The following is a 17,939-nucleotide window of genomic DNA, read 5'->3' on the forward strand; positions in this document are numbered from 1 at the left end:
TGTGCCCCCTGATGCCTCTCGTCAACTGCTCTCGTCGTTCGGTACGGAGGGTGCGAGCGGTACGTCGAGCAGGGCCGTCAACTCGTCGGTGAACGCCCGCGTCCGTGGGGCGTCGAGGCCGCCGAGCGGGTCCAGCAGCTGCTGGAGCAGTCTCTGGACCACCGCGACGGCCTGCCGCGTGACGGCCTCCCCCTGCTCGGTGAGCGCCAGCTGTACGGCGCGCGGGTCGCGGGGATCGCGGGTGCGCTCGATCAGGCCGGCCGACTCCAGTGCGCGCGCCAGCTTCGAGACGTACAACGCCTCCAGGCCGGTGTGGTCGGCGAGCCGGCGCTGACTGGGTCGCTCGCCGCCGCGCTGCATGCCGTACAGCGACGCGACCAGCGAGTACTGCGCGTGGGTGAGCCCCAGCGGAGCCACCGCACGATCGACCGCGACACGCCACTTGTTGGCAAGCCGCCACACCAAGAAGCCGGGTGTGGGGCCCGGCGAACCCTTGCTCATGTCGAATAGCGTACATAGACATAATGTCCATGGCTACTATTTTCGACGACGCTCGGCCCATCGCGCATCGCTTGGCGACGCGAGCGGCTTGGCGCGCGGACAGGGCGGGCAGGGCCGGCCGACTCAGCCGGTTGAGGCAGCCGTTGCGGAGGGCGCGAGCGACTTGCCCTGGGGCGTTCTGACGCATTCCTTCGCGCCGCCCGTCGCGGGGCTGAAGCAGGCCCGCAGCGGCGTCCCGGGGCTCGCCACGCTCATCAGTGTGTAGACGTACGTGTCCGCCTCGTCGCGGCTGGTGACCCGTGCGTCGTGGTGGGAGCCGTTCCGGCCGCCCGTCCGCAGTTCGACGCGGTCGTCCATGGCCGCGCCCCACATGCGGGCCCAACTCGCCCCGCATTCCTGGCTGTAGCGGATCTGGATCCAGGCCCCCGTGGCGGTCTCGTGCTCGGCGAGTGTCGTCGGCTCTGCGGCGCACTTCATCGCGATCGGGTCCTTGCCCTGACAGGCCTTGTGCCGGCAGAACGCCCCGGTGGCGGGGGTCGTCGCGGGGGACGGGGGCGCCTCCATGCCGTGCGAGGGGGGAAGGTTGACGAGCACGAGCGTTCCTATGGCCAGCGCGCAGGCCGACACCAGGGCGGTGAGGGCGGTTACGGGGCGGTGACTGGTCGGGCGGGTTCGGGGGTGGGTGTGCGTGTGGGTGCTGTCCGCGTCGTCCGGGGCTGTCTCGGTCGGGGCCGTGGCGGGTGAGGTTGGGCCCGGTGAGGCGGTGGTGTCCGGTGCCGTCTCGTTTCCGCCGTTGTCGGACGCGGAGTCGACAGTCTCGGACAGGGGCGGCGGGTCCGTCCGCGCGCCGGTGCGCTGTTGAGCCGGTGTCCCCCGCGTCGGCGCACCGCCCTCCTTCCGCGGCGCCCCTTGCGTCCGGTACGTCCGGGCGATCTCCAGGAGCGCCAGCGGGTGGTCGGCCGAGTCGCCGACCAGATTGCACAGCTCCATGACCGCACTGCGGGGCGGCAGGCTCTTGCCGTTGAGGTAGCGCTCCCAGGACGACTTGCTGAAGGTGGTCACGTTCGCGAGCTGTGCCAGGCTCAGGCCGGTGCGCTGCTTCAACTGCTGGAGTACGACGGCCAGTCGGGCGCCCGGTGGCGAGGGTGCGGCCCGTGTCATCCGCGCAGCGCCTTCCAGGAGCGCGGCCCCAGCATCCCGTCGACGACCAGGCCCGAGCGCTGCTGGAACGTCTTGACGGCCCGCAGCGTCAGCGGGCCGAACATGCCGTCGATCCCGCCGGGTGAGATGCCCGCCCGGCGCAGCAGACACTGCGCTTCGGCCACGTCGGCGCCCGTGGCCCCGTACACGATCTCGTCGTTCCGGCCTTCGTTGATGCCTGCCGACCAGCGGCCGTCGACGCGCGCGATGCGGCATGTGTAGGAGGGCGACGGCGAGGCCGCGGCGGTGGAGGGTGGGGCGGCGACGGCGGCCTGGGTGACGCCGTCGTCGAGGCGCAGCATGAGCAGCAGCGCCGCCGAGAGTGCCACGGCTAGGGCTATGACGCCTGCCGTGAGGGCGATGTGCGGGAAGCGGCCGGGCGCCGGTGCGGCGGCAGGGGGTGTCGTGGGCCCGATCAGTGTGACCGGTTCCTGTTCCGCTTCCGGTTCCTGTTCCTGTTCGTGCGGCGCGGGCTCCGGCTCCACGTCGGGCTGGGCGCGCCGGTTGTCCCAGGTGTCGGCGGCGATCTCGTGCAGCGCGATCAGTGGGACGGGGTCGGCGCCGGTGATCCGGGCCAGCGCCTCCAGCGCCTCCCGGGGCGGCAGCGAGGTGCCTCCCAGGTACCGCTCCCACGACCTGGCGCTGTAGCCGGTCTTCGCCGCGAGGTGTCGCATCGTCAGCTCGCCCTGGTCCTTCAACCGGCGTAACTGTTCCACCAACTGCCGCGCGCAGGGATCGAGTTCATCCGACAGCGGCTTGTAGCGCGACATGTTTCCCCAAATACGTTCATGAGCGTGACCAGCGATCCCCTTCGCTGCTCCGCATTCTGCATGAGCCCGTCACATCTGTCACAGCCGTCCCACACAACCGTCCCGCTGGACCCTGTCGTCGCAGGTCAGCAGGGTGGTCGTCCCGACCAACCGCCAACTGCGCCGCAGCCGTGGCCACGACGCCCCGGCGCCCTGCACCTTTGATCTCGCCACCTGGTCCCGTCAGTCGGGGCAGGTGCGGATTCCACGACCGAAAGAGGGAAGCATGCGACCGAACGCTCTGGGCACGACCATCGCCGGACTCGTCACCGTCGTCGGCCTCGCCGCCGGCAGTGTGGCGACCGCGGGAACCAGCTTCGCGGCGACCGGGACCACCGCGCAGACGGCGGCCGTCTCACAGCCGGCCGCCGTGGCCGCGACGGAGAACTTCGGTCTGACCTCGGCCGAGGCCAAGAACGTCCAGAACTTCCTCGCGGACTACTGGGGCTACACGGGCGCCATCGACGGCCAGCTGGGCACCAACAGCTGGAAGGCCTTCCAGCGCTGCCTCGCGAAGTACTGGGGCTACACGGGCGAGATCGACGGCGACCCCGGCCCCAACACCATCAAGGCGCTGCAGCGTCTGCTGAAGGACGACTACGGCTACACGGGTGACATCGACGGCATCGCCGGTGCGGGCACCCGGGCGGCGTTCAAGCGCTTCGCCGCCTGAGAGTCCGAGTGACGCGACCCCGGCCCGTCCTGCAACGGCAAGGACGAGCCGGGGTCGCCTGTTCTCGCCCCACCACGGTGCCGGGCCCGTAGCCCGTAGCCCGACGGTACGTCAGAAGCCCCTCCAGCAACCGAAGGAGAACCTCCCCGTCATGGGAAGACTCGCATTCCTCGTTCGCGCCGAAGACGGAAGTCCCCTACGCCGGGACAGGCACCGCGCCGGGGCGGGGTGGCGGACGCGCGTCGGGACCTTCGCCGCCACCGCGGCCATGGTCTCGGCCGGCCTCGTGATCGGCGCGCAGCCCGCCGCGGCGGCACCGGCCCCGATCAAGCTGACCTCCGCGTCCTGTCCCGCCGAGATCGTGCAGGGCCAGACGAGCGGGTGCGTCACGGAGTTGCAGAACCTGCTCAACGCGCACGGCGCCGGTCTCGTGGTGGACGGGCAGTTCGGGGCGGGCACGCTCTACGCGGTCCGTGAGTACCAGGCCGCCACCGCCATCGCCGTGGACGGCCGGGTGGGCCCCGCCACCAAGAGCAAGCTGTACGCGACCGGAGGCTCGGCGCCCGCCCCCGTCAACCTCAACTCCGCGTCCTGCCCCGCGAACATCGTCCAGGGCGCCACGGGCGGATGCGTCAGCGAGCTCCAGCGGCTGCTGCGCCACCAGGGCTACGCGGTCGACGTGGACGGCGACTTCGGGGCCGGGACGGCGAGCGCAGTCCGCGCCTTCCAGGCTTCCCGCGGTCTCACCGCCGACGGGCAGGTCGGTACGAACACCAAGCGGGCACTGTACGACACCGACGAGTCACCGTCGACGAGCCTGGACCTGCGGTCGTCGTCCTGCCCGGAGAACATCGTGGAGGGGCAGAGCGGCGGGTGTGTCGCCACGCTGCAGTCCCTGCTGAACGGCAAGGGGCAGAGCCTCGACGTCGACGGCAGCTTCGGCCCCCAGACCCTGACGGCCGTGAAGGCGTTCCAGTCCGCGAGCGGCCTCACCGCCGACGGCGCGGTCGGCCCGAACACCAAGGCCGCCCTGTACGCGAACATCGGCGGTGGCGGCGGCAACGGCGCGCCCGCGCCGGTCAACCTGAACTCCGCCTCCTGCCCGAACGAGATCGTGCAGGGGCAACGCAGCGGCTGCGTCACCGAGTTGCAGAGCCTGCTCAACCACCACGGCGCCGATCTCGCCGTGGACGGTGACTTCGGTTCGCTCACCGACAGCGCCGTCAGGGACTTCCAGGCCGAGAAGGGGCTGTCGGTCGACGGCCATGTGGGACCGAACACCAAGGCGGCGCTGTACGGCGCGGTCACCCCGCCGTCGTCGCCCCCGCCCGGCGGCGGTTACGGCAAGATCCTCGAAGTGGCCGAGGCCGAGGCGGGCACGGTCGAGGGCAGCGCCCGCGCGAACAGCTACGGCTCGTCCGTGGGGCTTTCGCTCTCCACCAGCAACTACGCCTGGTGCGCGACCTTCGTGAGCTGGGTGGCCAAGCAGACCGGGGCCAGCTCCTACCGCAACTCCTATGTCTCCGGCTGGGTCAAGCAGGCCCGGGCGGGCAACTACCACCTGTCGGTGACGACCAGCCCGCAGCCGGGCGACATCGTGGCCTTCGACTGGGACGGCGGAAGCGACTTCACCGGCGGCAACGAGCACATCGGCATCGTACGTACGGTGTCCGGATCGTCCTTCACCACCGTCGAGGGCAACACAGGCAACCCCAACGGCGACAACGACGGCGTCTACGTCAGGTCCCGTGCGACGAACAGCGGATACGACGTGGTCTTCATCCGGGTCCGCTGAGCGGCCCGGCCGCACGAAGGCACCGCGAGGTCCGGGCCTCCCTCGTCACGTCTGCTGGGGCACGATCGCCACCGGACAGTCCGCGTGGTGCAGCAGTGCGTGTCCCACCCGGCCGAGTTGCAGGCCGAAGTGGCCGTGCCTGCGCCGGGCGCCGACGACGACCAGGTCCGCCGCCGACGAACGCTGCAGGAGCACCTTGCGGGCCGGTCCCTCGACGGTGGTCTTCCGCACCCGCACATCCGGGTGATCGGCGAGACCATCGTGGACGACCGCGTCGAGCACCGCCGAGGCCCGTTCCTCGTGGTAGCGCTCCGGTGCGCCGGCCATGCTCGGGTGGTCGGCGCCCTCGTAGGAGGGGCAGCGCCAGGCGCGTACGACATCCAGCGTGCAGCCGCGTGCCCGCGCCTCACGGAACGCGAACCGGGCCGCCTCACCGCTCAGCGCCGGGTCGCCCGCGCCGAGCAGGACGCGTTCGTGCGTCGCCTCCAGGGCGGTCTTGTCACCGCGGACCACGATCACCGGACAGTGGGCACGCGCCGCCACCGCCAGACCGACCGAGCCCAGCAGCAGTCCCCTCAGCTCGCCGCGACCGCGCGAGCCCGTGACGAGGGCCGAGGCGTCGCGGGCCGACTGCAGCAGGGCGGTCGCCGCGTCCTCCGGCACGATCTCCGCGAAGACCCGCACGGAGGAATCCCGCTGCCGGGCGCGCTCGGCGGCGGATCCGACGATCTTCTCGGCGAGCGCCCGGTCCGACGGGCGTCCGGCCCCATCGGTCTGATCGTCGCCTTCGTAGCGTTCCCACAGGCAGGCGTGCACCAGGCGGACGGGCAGGCCGAGGCGGGCCGCCTCGTCCACCGCCCAGTCCATCGCCTGAAGGCTGGACTCCGATCCGTCCACGCCCACTACCAGGGGCAGCTCCATCATCGCCACCACCTTCCATCTGATTCGGGACGTTCCACCGCGGTCAGGGCATCTTCATTCAACGCCTGTGCCGGGCTGCGCACTTGAGCCGGTCGGTGCGCTTCCCCTGGGCCGTACGGCCCTGCCGGACGGGCCCGCCGGAAACCGCCGCGCGGTGCTACCGCTCACCCACCGGTGCCCACCACACCAGAGTGGTGCCGCCACCGTCGGGGCTGCCCAGCCGCAGTTCTCCGCCCAACTGCTCGGCCCGTTCCGCCATGTTGCTCAGACCGCTCCGGCGACCCCCGGACGGAATGCCCACGCCGTCGTCGGACACCGTCAGGCGCACCTCACGGCCATCGGTCTCCAGAACCACCGCGGCACACGTGGCCCTTGCATGACGGGCGATGTTGGTCAGCGCCTCGGAGAGCACGGCCACCACGTGGTCGGCCGTCTCCTTGGCGACCTGGGTGTCCACCAGTCCCTCCATCTGGAGGCTGGGCGTGAAGCCGAGCACCGGAGCCGCCTCGCCGACCACACGCACCACGCGGGCCCGCAGGCCCGGGGCAGCGGCGCCCTCACGCGCCCGCAGGCCGAAGATCGTCGACCTGATGATCTTGATGGTCTCGTCCAGGTCGTCCACCGCCCGCGACACACGTTCCGAGGCCTCGTCGTGCTCGATGAAGCGGCTGGCGCTCTGCAGGGTCATGCCGGTGGCGAACAGCCGCTGGATCGCCAGGTCGTGGAGGTCGCGGGCGATCCGGTCACGGTCCTTGAGCACCGCGATCTCCTCGGCGTCCTCACGGCGTTCCGCCAGCTCCATCGCGACCGCGGCCTGCGCGGCGAACCCCTGCAGCGCGTGGGTCTCCTTCTCGGTGAACGCCGGCCCGCCGGACTCGCGCACCAGCAGGACGATCCCGCGCACCCGCTCGCCCGTTCCGATGGGGACGGCCACGGCCGGACCCAGTCCGGTGAACCGCGCGGGCCCGGACGCGCCGTGTTCCTCCGCGGAGATGTCGGGACTGGCGACCGAGGCGGCCGCGGAGAACGCGCGGCCGATCAGGCCCTCGTCGACCGGCAGCACAAGGCCTCGATGCGCCTCCGCCGCCTCGCCGAAGGCCAGTTCGGCGGTCAGCGAGTCGGTGTTCTCCATGGGCAGGGCGACCACCGCCAGCGCCGCCGAGGTGATGTCCCTGGCCCGCTCCGCGATCAGGCCGAGGACCTCGGCGCGGTCGTTGCCGGACATCAGACAGTGGGTGATCTCCGCACTCGCCTGCAGCCAGCGTTCGCGCAGCCTCGACTCCTCGTAGAGGCGGGCGTTGTCGATCGCCACGCCGGCGGCCACCGCCAGCGTCGACAGGACCGACTCGTCCTCCTCGTCGAACTGTGCGCCGCCCCGCTTCTCGGTCAGGTAGAGATTGCCGAAGACCTGCTCCCGCACCCGGATCGGGACACCGACGAAGGTGTCCATCGGCGGGTGATGCGGCGGAAAGCCGTACGAGGCGGGGTGCCCGGACAGTTTCATCAGCCGCAGGGGCTCGGGATGCCGGATGAGTTCGCCCAGGATGCCGTGCCCCTCCGGGAAGTGGCCGATCTCGGCGATCTGTTCGTCGCTGATCCCGATGGTGTGGAAGGCCGACAGCCGCTTGCCGTCGGCCCCGATCACCCCGAGGGCCGCGTAGCGCGCGTCCACGAGCACGGCCGCGGCCTCCACGATGCTGCGCAGCGCCTGCTCCAGATCCAGCTCCCGGCCGACGGAGAGCACCGCCTCCAGCAGACTGTGCACCCGGTCGCGCGTACCGCGGGCGGCGTCCAGTCTGGCCTGCAGTTCTTCCAGCAGCTCGTCCAGCTTCAGCTGCGGCAGCCGTACGCGGGCCTGACGGGACTCCTCGGCGCTTCCCACCGGTCGATCCTCCAGGTCCCCTCGGCGCACGGACGGCCGGCCGTTCCGGTCGGGTGACACGGTATCGGTCCGGTGCGGTCGTGCGCGGTCCGGGGCGGGAGAGCGTAGGTATCCGGCCCTGTTGCCGGGCCCGTCAGTCCTTCGGCAGCCGGGCCGAGACGTACTCGGTGAGGTCGAGCAGCCGGTTGCTGTAGCCCCATTCGTTGTCGTACCAGCCGAAGACCTTGACCAGTTCGCCGTGGGCCTGGGTCAGCGGGGCGTCCAGGACGCACGAGGCGGGGTCGCCGACGACGTCGCGGGAGACGATCGGGGCGTCGGAGACCCGCAGGACGCCCCGCAGCGGGCCGTCCGCGGCCTCCCGGAACGCCGCGTTGATCTCGTCCGCCGACGCGGGCCGCTCCAGGACCACGCTCAGGTCGGTCAGCGAACCGTCCTCGACGGGGACGCGTACGGCGATACCGTCGAGCGTGCCCTCCAGTTCGGGCATGACGAGGCCCACGGCGCGGGCGGCCCCGGTGCTGGTGGGGATGATGTTCACGGCGGCGCTGCGGCCCCGGCGCAGGTCCTTGTGCGGGCCGTCCAGGACGACCTGGTCGTTGGTATAGCCGTGGATGGTGGTCATCAGCCCCTTGACGACGCCGAAGTGGTCGTTCAGCACCTTCACCATGGGAGCCACGCAGTTGGTGGTGCACGAGGCGTTGGAGACGACGTGGTCCCGCCCGGCGTCGTACGTGTTCTCGTTGACGCCCATCACGATCGTGCCGTCGACTCCCTTGCCCGGTACGGACAGCAGCACCTTGCGTGCCCCCGCCTTCAGATGGAGGCCCGCGTCCTCCCGGGTGCGGAAGCGGCCGGTCGACTCGATGACGACGTCCACGCGGAGTTCGCCCCAGGCCAGCGCGGCGGGGTCCCGCTCGGCGGTCACGGCGATGCGGTGCCCGTCCACGGTGAGCGAGGTCTCGTCGTGCTCGATGGCGCGGTGCAGCCGTCCGTACGTCGAGTCGAACTCCAGCAGGTGCGCCAGAACCGCCGGCGAGGTGATGTCGTTGACCGCGACGACCTCCACCGCTGTGCCCGCGCCGGTCTCCGCGCGCTCAAGCACGCAGCGCAGATAGTTGCGTCCGATGCGGCCGAAGCCGTTGATGCCCACCCGCACGCCCATGTCCTTCGTCCTTCCGGTCCGTCCCGTGTCTGTCCGCGGTGCCAGCGTGCGGGCGGCCGACCGGGCGGGGCTTGGGCCGTACGGGGGTGAGCCGGGGGACGTTCGGCCCTGCGGCCGGCCGCGCCGCTCGGCACCCGTGCACGGACTCGGGGATGTCCGGGCACGGACTCGGGCTCACGGGCTCTCGGGCTTCAGACTTCAGGCTTCAGGACTCAGGACTCAGCGTCCTTCGTTCTTGGGCCTGCCCTGGGTCTGGGCCTGCGCCTGGGTGGCGATGACGGCGGCCTGGATACGCCGTTCCACGCCCAGCTTGGCGAGCAGCCGTGAGATGTGGTTCTTCACTGTCTTCTCCGCGAGGAAGAGCCGTTGGCCGATCTGACGGTTGGTCAGCCCCTCGCCGATCAGGGCCAGGATCTCCCGCTCCCGCTCGGTCAGGCCGGGCAGCGCGTCCGGCTCTTCCTTCGGCTGGTCGCCCGCGCGCAGCCGGGCCATCAGCCTGGCGGTGGCGCTCGGATCGAGCAGGGACTGGCCCGCGGCCACCGTGCGGACGGCCGACACCAGGTCCGCTCCCTTGATCTGCTTCAGGACGTACCCGGAGGCCCCGGCCATGATCGAGTCGAGCAGTGCCTCCTCGTCGTCGAAGGAGGTCAGCATCAGACAGGCCAGATCCGGCATACGGGAGCGCAGTTCCCGGCACACGGTCACCCCGTCCCCGTCGGGCAGCCGGACGTCGAGGACCGCCACCTGGGGCCGCAGTGCGGGAACGCGCACCAGGGCCTGTTCGACGGTCCCGGCCTCACCGACCACGGTGATGTCCGGCTCGTCGTTCAGCAGGTCGTGCACCCCGCGCCGCACCACCTCGTGGTCGTCCAGCAGGAAGACCCGGATGGGGCTGTCGGGGCCCGCCCGTTCGCTGTCGGCCATCGGATGCTCCCTCTCGTGCGCCGGACGCCGATGTCCGCACCCGCGCGCGTACCGGCTTCTTCTGCTGCTGGATCCTTCCGGTTTCCGCGGCGGACGACCAGGGCCGGTCGGCCCCGATTCCCCAGGCGAACCGATTCTCCACGACGGTCACACGGGCCGACCGGCCCACCTGAAGGGACGTACAGCACCTCCTCCGCCGCCGGCGGCGGTCCGACGCTGGGAAAGGCGCACCCACAGGGCCGCGGTACCGAGCCGAGGAGCACATGTCATGGTCCGTCACGTGTACGACTTCACCGAGGGCGGCCGTGACATGGCCGACCTGCTCGGTGGCAAGGGAGCGAATCTGGCCGAGATGACCGGTCTCGGCCTTCCGGTGCCGCCGGGGTTCGTCGTCACCACCGAGGCCTGCCGGGCCTTCCTGGCCACCGGCGCGGAACCCGACGGCATGTCACGGGAGATCTCCCGGCACCTGTCGGCCCTGGAGGCCGCCACCGGGCGGCGCCTCGGGCAGCCGGACGATCCGCTGCTGCTGTCCGTCCGCTCCGGGGCCCGGTTCTCGATGCCGGGCATGATGGAGACGGTCCTCGACATCGGGTTGACCGACGCCTCCGTACAGGGCCTGGCCAAGGTCTCCGGGAGCGAGCGGTTCGCCTGGGACTCGTACCGCAGGCTGGTGCAGATGTTCGGCAGTACGGTCATGGGTGTCGACGCCGGGCTGTTCGAGCGGGCCATGTCGCTGCTCAAGGAGAAGCGCGGTGCCCCGGACGATCTGCGGCTGGACGCGGGCGACCTCGCCGAACTCGTGGAGACGTACAAGCACTTGATCCATGTCGTGACGGGTGACCACTTCCCGCAGTCGCCCGCCGAGCAGCTGCGCCGGGCGGTGCTCGCGGTCTTCCGTTCGTGGAACACCGAACGCGCCCGTCTGTACCGGCGGCGCGAGCGCATCCCCGACGACCTGGGCACCGCGGTCTGCGTACAGCGCATGGTGTTCGGCAATCTCGGTCCCGACTCCGGCAGCGGTGTCGCCTTCACCCGTGATCCGGCGACCGGACGCGGCGGCCCGTACGGCGACTACCTGGCCGACGCCCAGGGCGAGGACGTCGTCGCCGGCATCCGCGACACCGTGCCCCTGGCCGAGCTGGAGCGGCTCGACGCGGCCTCGTACCAGCAGCTGCGCGAGCATCTGCGAACGCTGGAGCACCACTACCGGGACCTGTGCGACATCGAGTTCACCATCGAGCGCGGCACGCTGTGGATGCTGCAGACCCGGGTGGGCAAGAGGACCGCCGAGGCCGCCTTCCGCATCGCCGCCGAGCTGGTCGACGAAGGGCTCGTCACCCCGGCCGAGGCACTGTCGCGTGTCGGCGGGGACGGGCTCGCCCGGCTGATGTTCCCACGCTTCGACACCACCGCGGCCGGGGATCCGCTGGCCCGCGGCCTGCCCGCCTCGCCGGGTGCGGCGGTGGGCGCCGCGGTCTTCGACTCCGCCGAGGCCGTACGGCGTGCCGCCGCCGGGGAGCACGTGGTCCTGGTCCGCCAGGAGACGACCCCCGACGATCTGCCCGGCATGGTCGCCGCCCGGGCCGTGCTCACCGGCCGCGGCGGCAGGACGAGTCACGCGGCGGTCGTCGCCCGCGGCATGGGCAAGGTGTGCGTCTGCGGTGCCGAGGAACTGACCGTGGACGCGGAGGCACGGCGCTTCACCACACGGGCCGGCACCGTCGTCGAGGAGGGGACGGTCGTCTCGGTGGACGGCTCCACGGGAGCCGTGTACCCGGGCGCGGTCCCCCTGGTCGACTCCGCGGTCATGCGGTACCTGGAGACGGGCGAACGCGGTGAGCGGTCGGCCCAGGTCGTCGACGCGGTCGCACGGGCCCTGCAACAGGCGGACGGGACAAGGCGGTTGGAGGTACGGGCCAATGCCGACACTCCACAGGACGCCGCCCGGGCCCGCCGGTTCGGCGCCCAGGGTGTCGGCCTGTGCCGCACCGAGCACATGTTCCTCGGCGAGCGCCGCAAGCTGGTCGAGCAGATGATCCTGGCCGGCGGCGGCGCCGCACGCGAACGCGCCCTGGCCGCGCTGCTCCCCCTGCAGCGGCGGGACTTCGCCGGCATCCTCGAAGCGATGGACGGCCTGCCCGTCACCATCCGCCTCCTCGACCCGCCGCTGCACGAGTTCCTGCCCGACCGCACCGAACTCGCCGTACGCATCGCCACCGCCGAGGCACACGGCGACCTGCCCGATCCGCACGACACCGAACTGCTCGACGCCGTGAACCGCATGCACGAGGAGAACCCGATGCTCGGCCTGCGCGGGGTTCGCCTGGGTCTGGTGGTGCCGGGCCTGGTCGCCATGCAGGTACGGGCCGTCGCCGAGGCGGTCGTCGAGCGCGTGCGGGCCGGAGGCTCGCCGAAAGCGGAGATCATGGTGCCGCTGGTGGGCGCCGTCGAGGAGTTGCGCATCGAGCGCGAAGAGGTGGAACGCGTACTGGCCGAGGTCTCGGCCGAGTCCGGCGTCCCGGTGAACTGCCCGGTCGGCACCATGATCGAGCTGCCCCGGGCCGCTCTCACTGCGGGCCGGATCGCCGAGCAGGCGGAGTTCTTCTCCTTCGGCACGAACGACCTCACCCAGACCACCTGGGGGTTCTCCCGCGACGACGTCGAGGCGGCGTTCTTCTCCGCCTATCTCGACAAGGGCGTCTTCGCCGCTTCCCCGTTCGAGACGATCGACCGCGAGGGCGTGGGGCGGCTGGTCCGGATCGCCGTCGCCGAGGGCCGGGCGGCCAGGCCCGACCTGACGATCGGCGTCTGCGGTGAGCACGGTGGCGATCCCGAGTCCGTCCGCTTCTTCCACGCGGCGGGGCTGGACTACGTCTCCTGCTCGCCGTTCCGGGTCCCGGTGGCCCGTCTGGAGGCCGGGCGGGCCGCACTGGCGGAGACCGAGGTGAGCGACAGCCGGTGACGGGCCCGTACCGCCCGGCCCCGTACCGCCCGGCCCCGGCATCGGCCGTCCCGGTCCCCCGCGGGCCGGTCCGGTCGGCCCGCTCCCCCGGGGCCGACCGGGCCCCGCCGGGGACCATCGGCACAAGCGACGGGGTACGCCCCGGACGAGAGTGGAGACGTGAGCGGCACCGGCCCCCGCGGTGCCGCTCCACCCGGACCCGCCGGCCCCCGCGGCGGCACACGACACCGGAGGTGCACGCCATGACCCGACACGGCGCCGGAACCACGGCAACCGCCGCGACCACGGCGACCACGGCGACCACGGCGACCACGGCCGAGGGAAGCATGGCCGAAGGGGCCATGGCCGAGGGAGCCGCCGAGGCACCGTCCGACATCGCCGTCGCCGTGGACCGGCTCGTGACAGCGGGTCTCAAGGCCCTCGCCGACTACGAGGCCCTGACCCAGGAACAGGTCGACCACATCGTCAAGAAGGCGTCCGTCGCGGCCCTGGACCAGCACACCGCGCTGGCCCGGCTCGCCGTCGAGGAGACGGGCCGCGGGATCTTCGAGGACAAGGCCGCCAAGAACATGTTCGCGTGCGAGCACGTGACGCACAGCATGGGCCCCATGAAGACCGTCGGCGTCATCGCCCGCGACGACATCGAGGACATGGTCGAGATCGCGGAACCGGTGGGTGTGGTCTGCGCGATCACCCCCGTCACCAACCCGACCTCGACCACGATCTTCAAGGCGCTGATGGCGCTGAAGACCCGCAATCCGATCGTGTTCGCCTTCCATCCCTCGGCGCAGCGCTGCAGCGCCCGGACGGCCCAGGTCGTACGGGACGCCGCCATCGCCGCCGGGGCTCCGGAGCACTGCGTCCAGTGGATAGAGACCCCGTCGGTCCGGGCGACCGGCACGCTCATGCGTCACCCGGGTGTCTCCCTGATCCTCGCGACCGGCGGCAACGCCATGGTGAAGGCGGCCTATTCGGCGGGCAAGCCGGCGCTGGGCGTGGGCGCGGGCAACGTTCCCGCGTACGTGCACAGGAGCGCCGCGCTGCGCCGGGCCGTCAACGACCTGGTGCTGTCGAAGTCGTTCGACAACGGAATGATCTGCGCCTCCGAGCAGGCCGCCATCCTGGACGCCGAGATCTACGACGAGGCCCTGGCCGAGTTCCGAAGGCTGCACGCGCACCGGGCGACCGCCGAGGAGAAGGCGAAACTGGAGGCCTTCCTCTTCCCCACCGGCACCGTCCCCGAGGACCGGGCGGCGGAGGGAGATCCTGAGCCCAAGGTCAACTCCTCGGCGGTCGGGCAGAGCGCGGCGTGGATCGCCGAGCGGGCCGGATTCACCGTGCCCGCCGACACCTCGCTCCTCCTCGTCGAGGCCGAACGGGTCGGCCCCCAGGAGCCGTTGACCCGTGAGAAGCTCTGCCCCGTCCTGGCCGTACTGCGGGCCGGATCGCAGCAGCAGGGCTTCGATCTGGCCGCCGACATGGTCGCCTTCCACGGCCAGGGCCACAGCGCCGTCATCCACACCGGGGACTCCGCGCTCGCCGAGGCGTACGGGCGGCGGATGAAGACCGTGCGGATCATCGTCAACGCCCCCTCCTCGCAAGGGGCGATCGGCGGCATCTACAACCACCTGCTGCCGTCGCTGACCCTGGGCTGCGGCTCCTGGGGCAACACCTCCGTGTCCAACAACGTCTCCGCCGCACAGCTGCTGAACATCAAGAGGGTCGGCACCCGCCGCAACAACATGCAGTGGTTCAAGGTCCCGCCGAAGATCTACTTCGAGCCGCAGTCCATCCGGTACCTGGCCTCCATGGCGGACATCCACCGCGTCACGGTCGTCACCGACGCGACCATGACCCGCCTCGGTTTCGTCGACCGCGTGACGCGGGTCCTGCAGCGCCGGCACGATCCGGTCACGCTCCAGATCATCGACAACGTCGAGCCGGAGCCGAGCATCGACTCCGTCCGGCACGGCGCCCGTCTGATGGACGACTTCCGCCCCGACACGATCATCGCGCTGGGCGGCGGCTCGCCCATGGACGCCGCCAAGGTGATGTGGCTGCTGTACGAGCAGCACGCCCGGGGCAAGGACATCGACTTCACCGACATGCGGCAGAAATTCTCCGACATCCGCAAGCGCGCCTTCCGCTTCCCCGTGCTCGGCGCACGCGCCCGCCTGGTGTGCGTGCCCACCACCTCCGGCACCGGAGCCGAGGTCACCCCCTTCGCCGTCATCTCCGACCCGGCCACCGGCAAGAAGTACCCCTTGGCGGACTACGCGTTGACCCCGAGCGTGGCCATCGTCGATCCGTCGCTCACCAAGGAGCTGCCGCCGGCGCTGGCCGCCGACAGCGGCTTCGACGCACTGACCCACGCCATCGAGTCGTACGTGTCCGTGTACGCGAACGACTTCACGGACGGCCTGGCCCTCCATGCGATCCGGCTGGTCTTCGACAACATCGAGGCGGCGGTCGGCGACCGCACGGACCGGCCCGGCGCGCGGGAGAAGATGCACAACGCCGGCACCATCGCCGGGATGGCCTTCGGCAACGCGTTCCTCGGCATCGTCCACGCCATGTCCCACACCCTCGGCGCCACCTTCCACGTCGCGCACGGCCGCACCAACGCGATCCTGCTGCCGCACGTCATCCGCTACAACGGCACCGTTCCCGCCAAACTCACGGGCTGGCCCAAGTACGAGCACTACCGTGCCCCCGAACGCTTCCAGGACATCGCCCGCACCCTCGGCCTTCCGTCGGCCACCCCGCAGGAGGGGGTGGAGTCGCTGGCCCGAGCCGTGGAACGGCTGCGTGACGCCGTGGGCATCGAGCCGTCGTTCCGTGCCGTCGGCGTCGACGAGCGCGCGTTCCTCGACGCGCTGCCGCAACAGGCCCTCAACGCCTACGAGGACCAGTGCGCGCCCGCCAACCCGCGGATGCCGATGCTCGACGACATGCGGGAGATCATGCGCGCGGCCTACTACGGCCGAGCGGACGCCCCCGACATCGACGAGGACGTGGCCGTACAGGGGCGGCCGGACACGGACGAGGGCCGAACGGCCCTGGCGTGAGGCACCCCGGCCTCGTTCCAATGACCTGATCACGCACACGCGGTGTGCAACGACCCCTTACGGACATCCGCCATGGCCTTCGACAATGCCGAGCCGGTCGACTCCGGGCCCCGCCAGAGCATCGAGCTCGACGGCGAGGAGGCTCTGCGACTGCTGGGCACCGTGTCCCTGGGAAGGATCGTCTTCACCCGGGACGCGCTGCCCACCATCCGCCCGGTCAACCATGTGCTGGACGGCGGGGACATCGTCATCCGCACCCACGAGGGGGCGGCCCTGACCTCACGCACCCGGCACACCGGCGGCCCGGGAGTGGTCGTCGCCTACGAGGCCGACGCCATCGACCCCGACACGCATCTCGGCTGGAGCGTCGTGGTCACCGGCTACGCGCACCTGGTGACCGAGTCGCACGAACTCGCCCGCTACCGGGAGCTGTTGCGGCCCTGGGTGGACCGGACGATGGACTACGCGGTCCGCATCCACCCCGACCTGATCACCGGCATCCGCCTCACCGCCCTGCGCAGCGGGGCAAGCCGGTGAGTCGCCGGCCGGGGGTGTCGTTCATCCGGTCGGCACGACGAGCACGGGGCAGTGGGAGCGGTGCAGCAGGGTGTGCGCCGTCGGACCCAGGTGCGGTCCGACCCGACGGTGGTGGGCGCCGATGACGACGACGTCGGCCGCCCTGGTGGCCTCCAGCAGTGCGCGGCGCGGGACGCGCAGCCGGGCGCCGCGGCGCTCCGCCTCCTCGATGGCGCAGGCGGCCACGTCGGGGTCCGCGTCGCCGGCGGGACCGAGCAGCACCTCACCGCCGTCCCCGCACCGGCGGTCGCCGCGTACCACCAGCAGCGGGCTGTGCACACGGGCCGCCAGACGCAGGCTCACGGACCCGAGCAGCATGCCGGTGAGCCCTGAGAACCCGCGGGTCCCGACGACGGTGAGCGCGGCGCCCTCGCTCTCGCGCGTCAGCGCCCGTACGGCGCCGCCCCGCACGGCCTCGGTGGTCACCGGCAGGCCGGGGTGCCGCGCGACGACCCGGGCCTTCGCCGCAGCGAGGATCGGGCCGGCCTCGTCCAGGTCGGGCACGGCGTACAGGATGCGCAGCGCGGCCGCCCGTCGTGCCGCCTCGGCCGCCGCCCGGTCCAGCGCCCGGACGGAGACGAGTGAACCGTCCACTCCGGCGACCACCTGATGGGTCCTCACAGTCGTGCCCCCTCGCATGTCGTTAGGTCCCGTATGCCGTTAGGCCCTGTATGCCGTCAGGTCCCGCATGTCGTTCGGTGTTCTGGGAGGTGTCGTGTCCCGCCCTTCAGCGGGCCGCCACCCCGTTTCTCCGGAACTGTTCCTGGACGCGCCTGATCAGCTCGGGCTCGGGACCCGGTGTGTCCCGCAACGGGAAGGGCAGGCCGAGGGCCTCGTACTTCGCCGCGCCGAGTCTGTGGAACGGCAGGACGTCCACGCGGTCGACTGCGTCGAGGCCCGCGACGAAGCGGGCGAGACCGTCGACGGCCTCCGGATCGTCGGTCCAGCCGGGGACCAGGACGTACCGGACCCACATGCGGACGCCGAGCCGGTCGAGCCGGGTGGCGAAGTTCAGGGTGGGGGCCAGTTCGCCGCCGGTCAGCTTCCGGTAGGTGTTCACGTCGAAGGACTTGATGTCGAGGAGCACCAGGTCGGTGTCGGCGAGGAGCTCGTCCGTGGCACGGGCGCCGAGGAAGCCCGAGGTGTCGAGCGCGGTGTGCAGCCCGGTCTCCTTGCAGCGGCGCAGCACCTCGGCGGTGAAGGCGGGCTGGAGCAGCGGCTCGCCGCCGGTGAGCGTCACCCCTCCCCCGGCCGCGGTGACGAACCCCCGGTACCTGTCGATCTCGGCCATCACCTCGTCGACGGTGGCCTCCCGGCCGTCCCGCATGTGCCAGGTGTCGGGGTTGGCGCAGTACAGGCAGCGCAGCGGGCAGCCGCTGACGAAGAGCACGAACCGGGTCCCGGGGCCGTCCACGCCGGTGGACAGGTCCCAGGAGTGGATCCGGCCGGTCGTGTTCATGCGG

General features: G+C 71.6%; 14 protein-coding genes. 5 read left to right on the top strand and 9 right to left on the bottom strand.

What is annotated here, in order from left to right; genetic code table 11:
- Positions 1–21: 21 nt before the first annotated feature.
- The 3 genes from J8N05_RS22520 to J8N05_RS22530 form a co-directional block, all read right to left on the bottom strand.
- Complete coding sequence (locus J8N05_RS22520) at positions 22–501, bottom strand: MarR family winged helix-turn-helix transcriptional regulator (RefSeq protein WP_210885283.1); 480 nt, start codon at positions 499–501, stop codon at positions 22–24.
- Positions 502–624: 123 nt separating this feature from the next.
- Positions 625–1,662: a helix-turn-helix domain-containing protein gene (locus tag J8N05_RS22525; RefSeq protein WP_210885285.1), complete on the bottom strand. Its 1,038-nt coding sequence runs from the start codon at positions 1,660–1,662 to the stop codon at positions 625–627.
- On the bottom strand, positions 1,659–2,471 hold the full coding sequence (locus J8N05_RS22530; protein WP_210885286.1) for a peptidoglycan-binding protein: 813 nt from the start codon (positions 2,469–2,471) through the stop codon (positions 1,659–1,661). Before J8N05_RS22530 ends, J8N05_RS22525 begins: the two co-directional genes overlap by 4 nt.
- Positions 2,472–2,736: 265 nt before the next feature.
- Between J8N05_RS22530 and J8N05_RS22535 the strand changes: the two genes are divergently transcribed.
- Together J8N05_RS22535 and J8N05_RS22540 are read left to right on the top strand one after the other, a co-directional pair.
- Entirely contained in the window at positions 2,737–3,183 is a 447-nt protein-coding gene (locus tag J8N05_RS22535) for a peptidoglycan-binding domain-containing protein (protein WP_210885288.1), read from the top strand.
- 151 nt (positions 3,184–3,334) lie between these two features.
- Entirely contained in the window at positions 3,335–4,978 is a 1,644-nt protein-coding gene (locus J8N05_RS22540; RefSeq protein ID WP_210885289.1) for a peptidoglycan-binding protein, read from the top strand.
- 45 nt (positions 4,979–5,023) lie between these two features.
- Here J8N05_RS22540 and J8N05_RS22545 read toward each other — a convergent pair whose 3' ends face one another.
- From J8N05_RS22545 to J8N05_RS22560, 4 genes are all read right to left on the bottom strand, one after another.
- Positions 5,024–5,899 (bottom strand): universal stress protein, encoded by an 876-nt coding sequence (locus J8N05_RS22545; protein ID WP_210890309.1) that lies wholly within the window; start codon positions 5,897–5,899, stop codon positions 5,024–5,026.
- A gap of 157 nt (positions 5,900–6,056) precedes the next feature.
- On the bottom strand, positions 6,057–7,781 hold the full coding sequence (locus J8N05_RS22550; RefSeq protein WP_210885290.1) for a sensor histidine kinase: 1,725 nt from the start codon (positions 7,779–7,781) through the stop codon (positions 6,057–6,059).
- A gap of 133 nt (positions 7,782–7,914) precedes the next feature.
- Positions 7,915–8,943, bottom strand: a complete 1,029-nt coding sequence (gene gap / locus J8N05_RS22555) for a type I glyceraldehyde-3-phosphate dehydrogenase (protein WP_210885292.1) — start codon at positions 8,941–8,943, stop codon at positions 7,915–7,917.
- A 219-nt stretch (positions 8,944–9,162) separates the two neighbouring features.
- Complete coding sequence (locus J8N05_RS22560; protein WP_210885295.1) at positions 9,163–9,867, bottom strand: response regulator; 705 nt, start codon at positions 9,865–9,867, stop codon at positions 9,163–9,165.
- A gap of 268 nt (positions 9,868–10,135) precedes the next feature.
- Here J8N05_RS22560 and ppdK point away from each other — a divergent pair, with 268 nt between their 5' ends.
- The 3 genes from ppdK (at position 10,136) to J8N05_RS22575 (ending at position 16,437) form a co-directional block, all read left to right on the top strand.
- Entirely contained in the window at positions 10,136–12,832 is a 2,697-nt protein-coding gene (gene ppdK / locus J8N05_RS22565; protein WP_210885298.1) for a pyruvate, phosphate dikinase, read from the top strand.
- A 326-nt stretch (positions 12,833–13,158) separates the two neighbouring features.
- Positions 13,159–15,900, top strand: coding sequence for a bifunctional acetaldehyde-CoA/alcohol dehydrogenase (adhE, locus tag J8N05_RS22570; protein WP_247706747.1), 2,742 nt, complete (start codon positions 13,159–13,161; stop codon positions 15,898–15,900).
- Positions 15,901–15,972: 72 nt separating this feature from the next.
- Positions 15,973–16,437, top strand: coding sequence for a pyridoxamine 5'-phosphate oxidase family protein (locus J8N05_RS22575; protein WP_210885301.1), 465 nt, complete (start codon positions 15,973–15,975; stop codon positions 16,435–16,437).
- 21 nt (positions 16,438–16,458) lie between these two features.
- Here J8N05_RS22575 and J8N05_RS22580 read toward each other — a convergent pair whose 3' ends face one another.
- Together J8N05_RS22580 and pflA are read right to left on the bottom strand one after the other, a co-directional pair.
- The gene (locus J8N05_RS22580; protein WP_247706406.1) at positions 16,459–17,097 is read right to left on the bottom strand and encodes a universal stress protein; all 639 of its coding nucleotides are present in this window, start codon (positions 17,095–17,097) and stop codon (positions 16,459–16,461) included.
- A 106-nt stretch (positions 17,098–17,203) separates the two neighbouring features.
- Complete coding sequence (gene pflA, locus J8N05_RS22585; RefSeq protein WP_210885304.1) at positions 17,204–17,935, bottom strand: pyruvate formate-lyase-activating protein; 732 nt, start codon at positions 17,933–17,935, stop codon at positions 17,204–17,206.
- Positions 17,936–17,939 lie beyond the last annotated feature (4 nt).

Origin of the sequence: Streptomyces liliiviolaceus, from assembly GCF_018070025.1 — a bacterium.
GTDB classification, from domain to species: Bacteria; Actinomycetota; Actinomycetes; order Streptomycetales; family Streptomycetaceae; genus Streptomyces; species Streptomyces liliiviolaceus.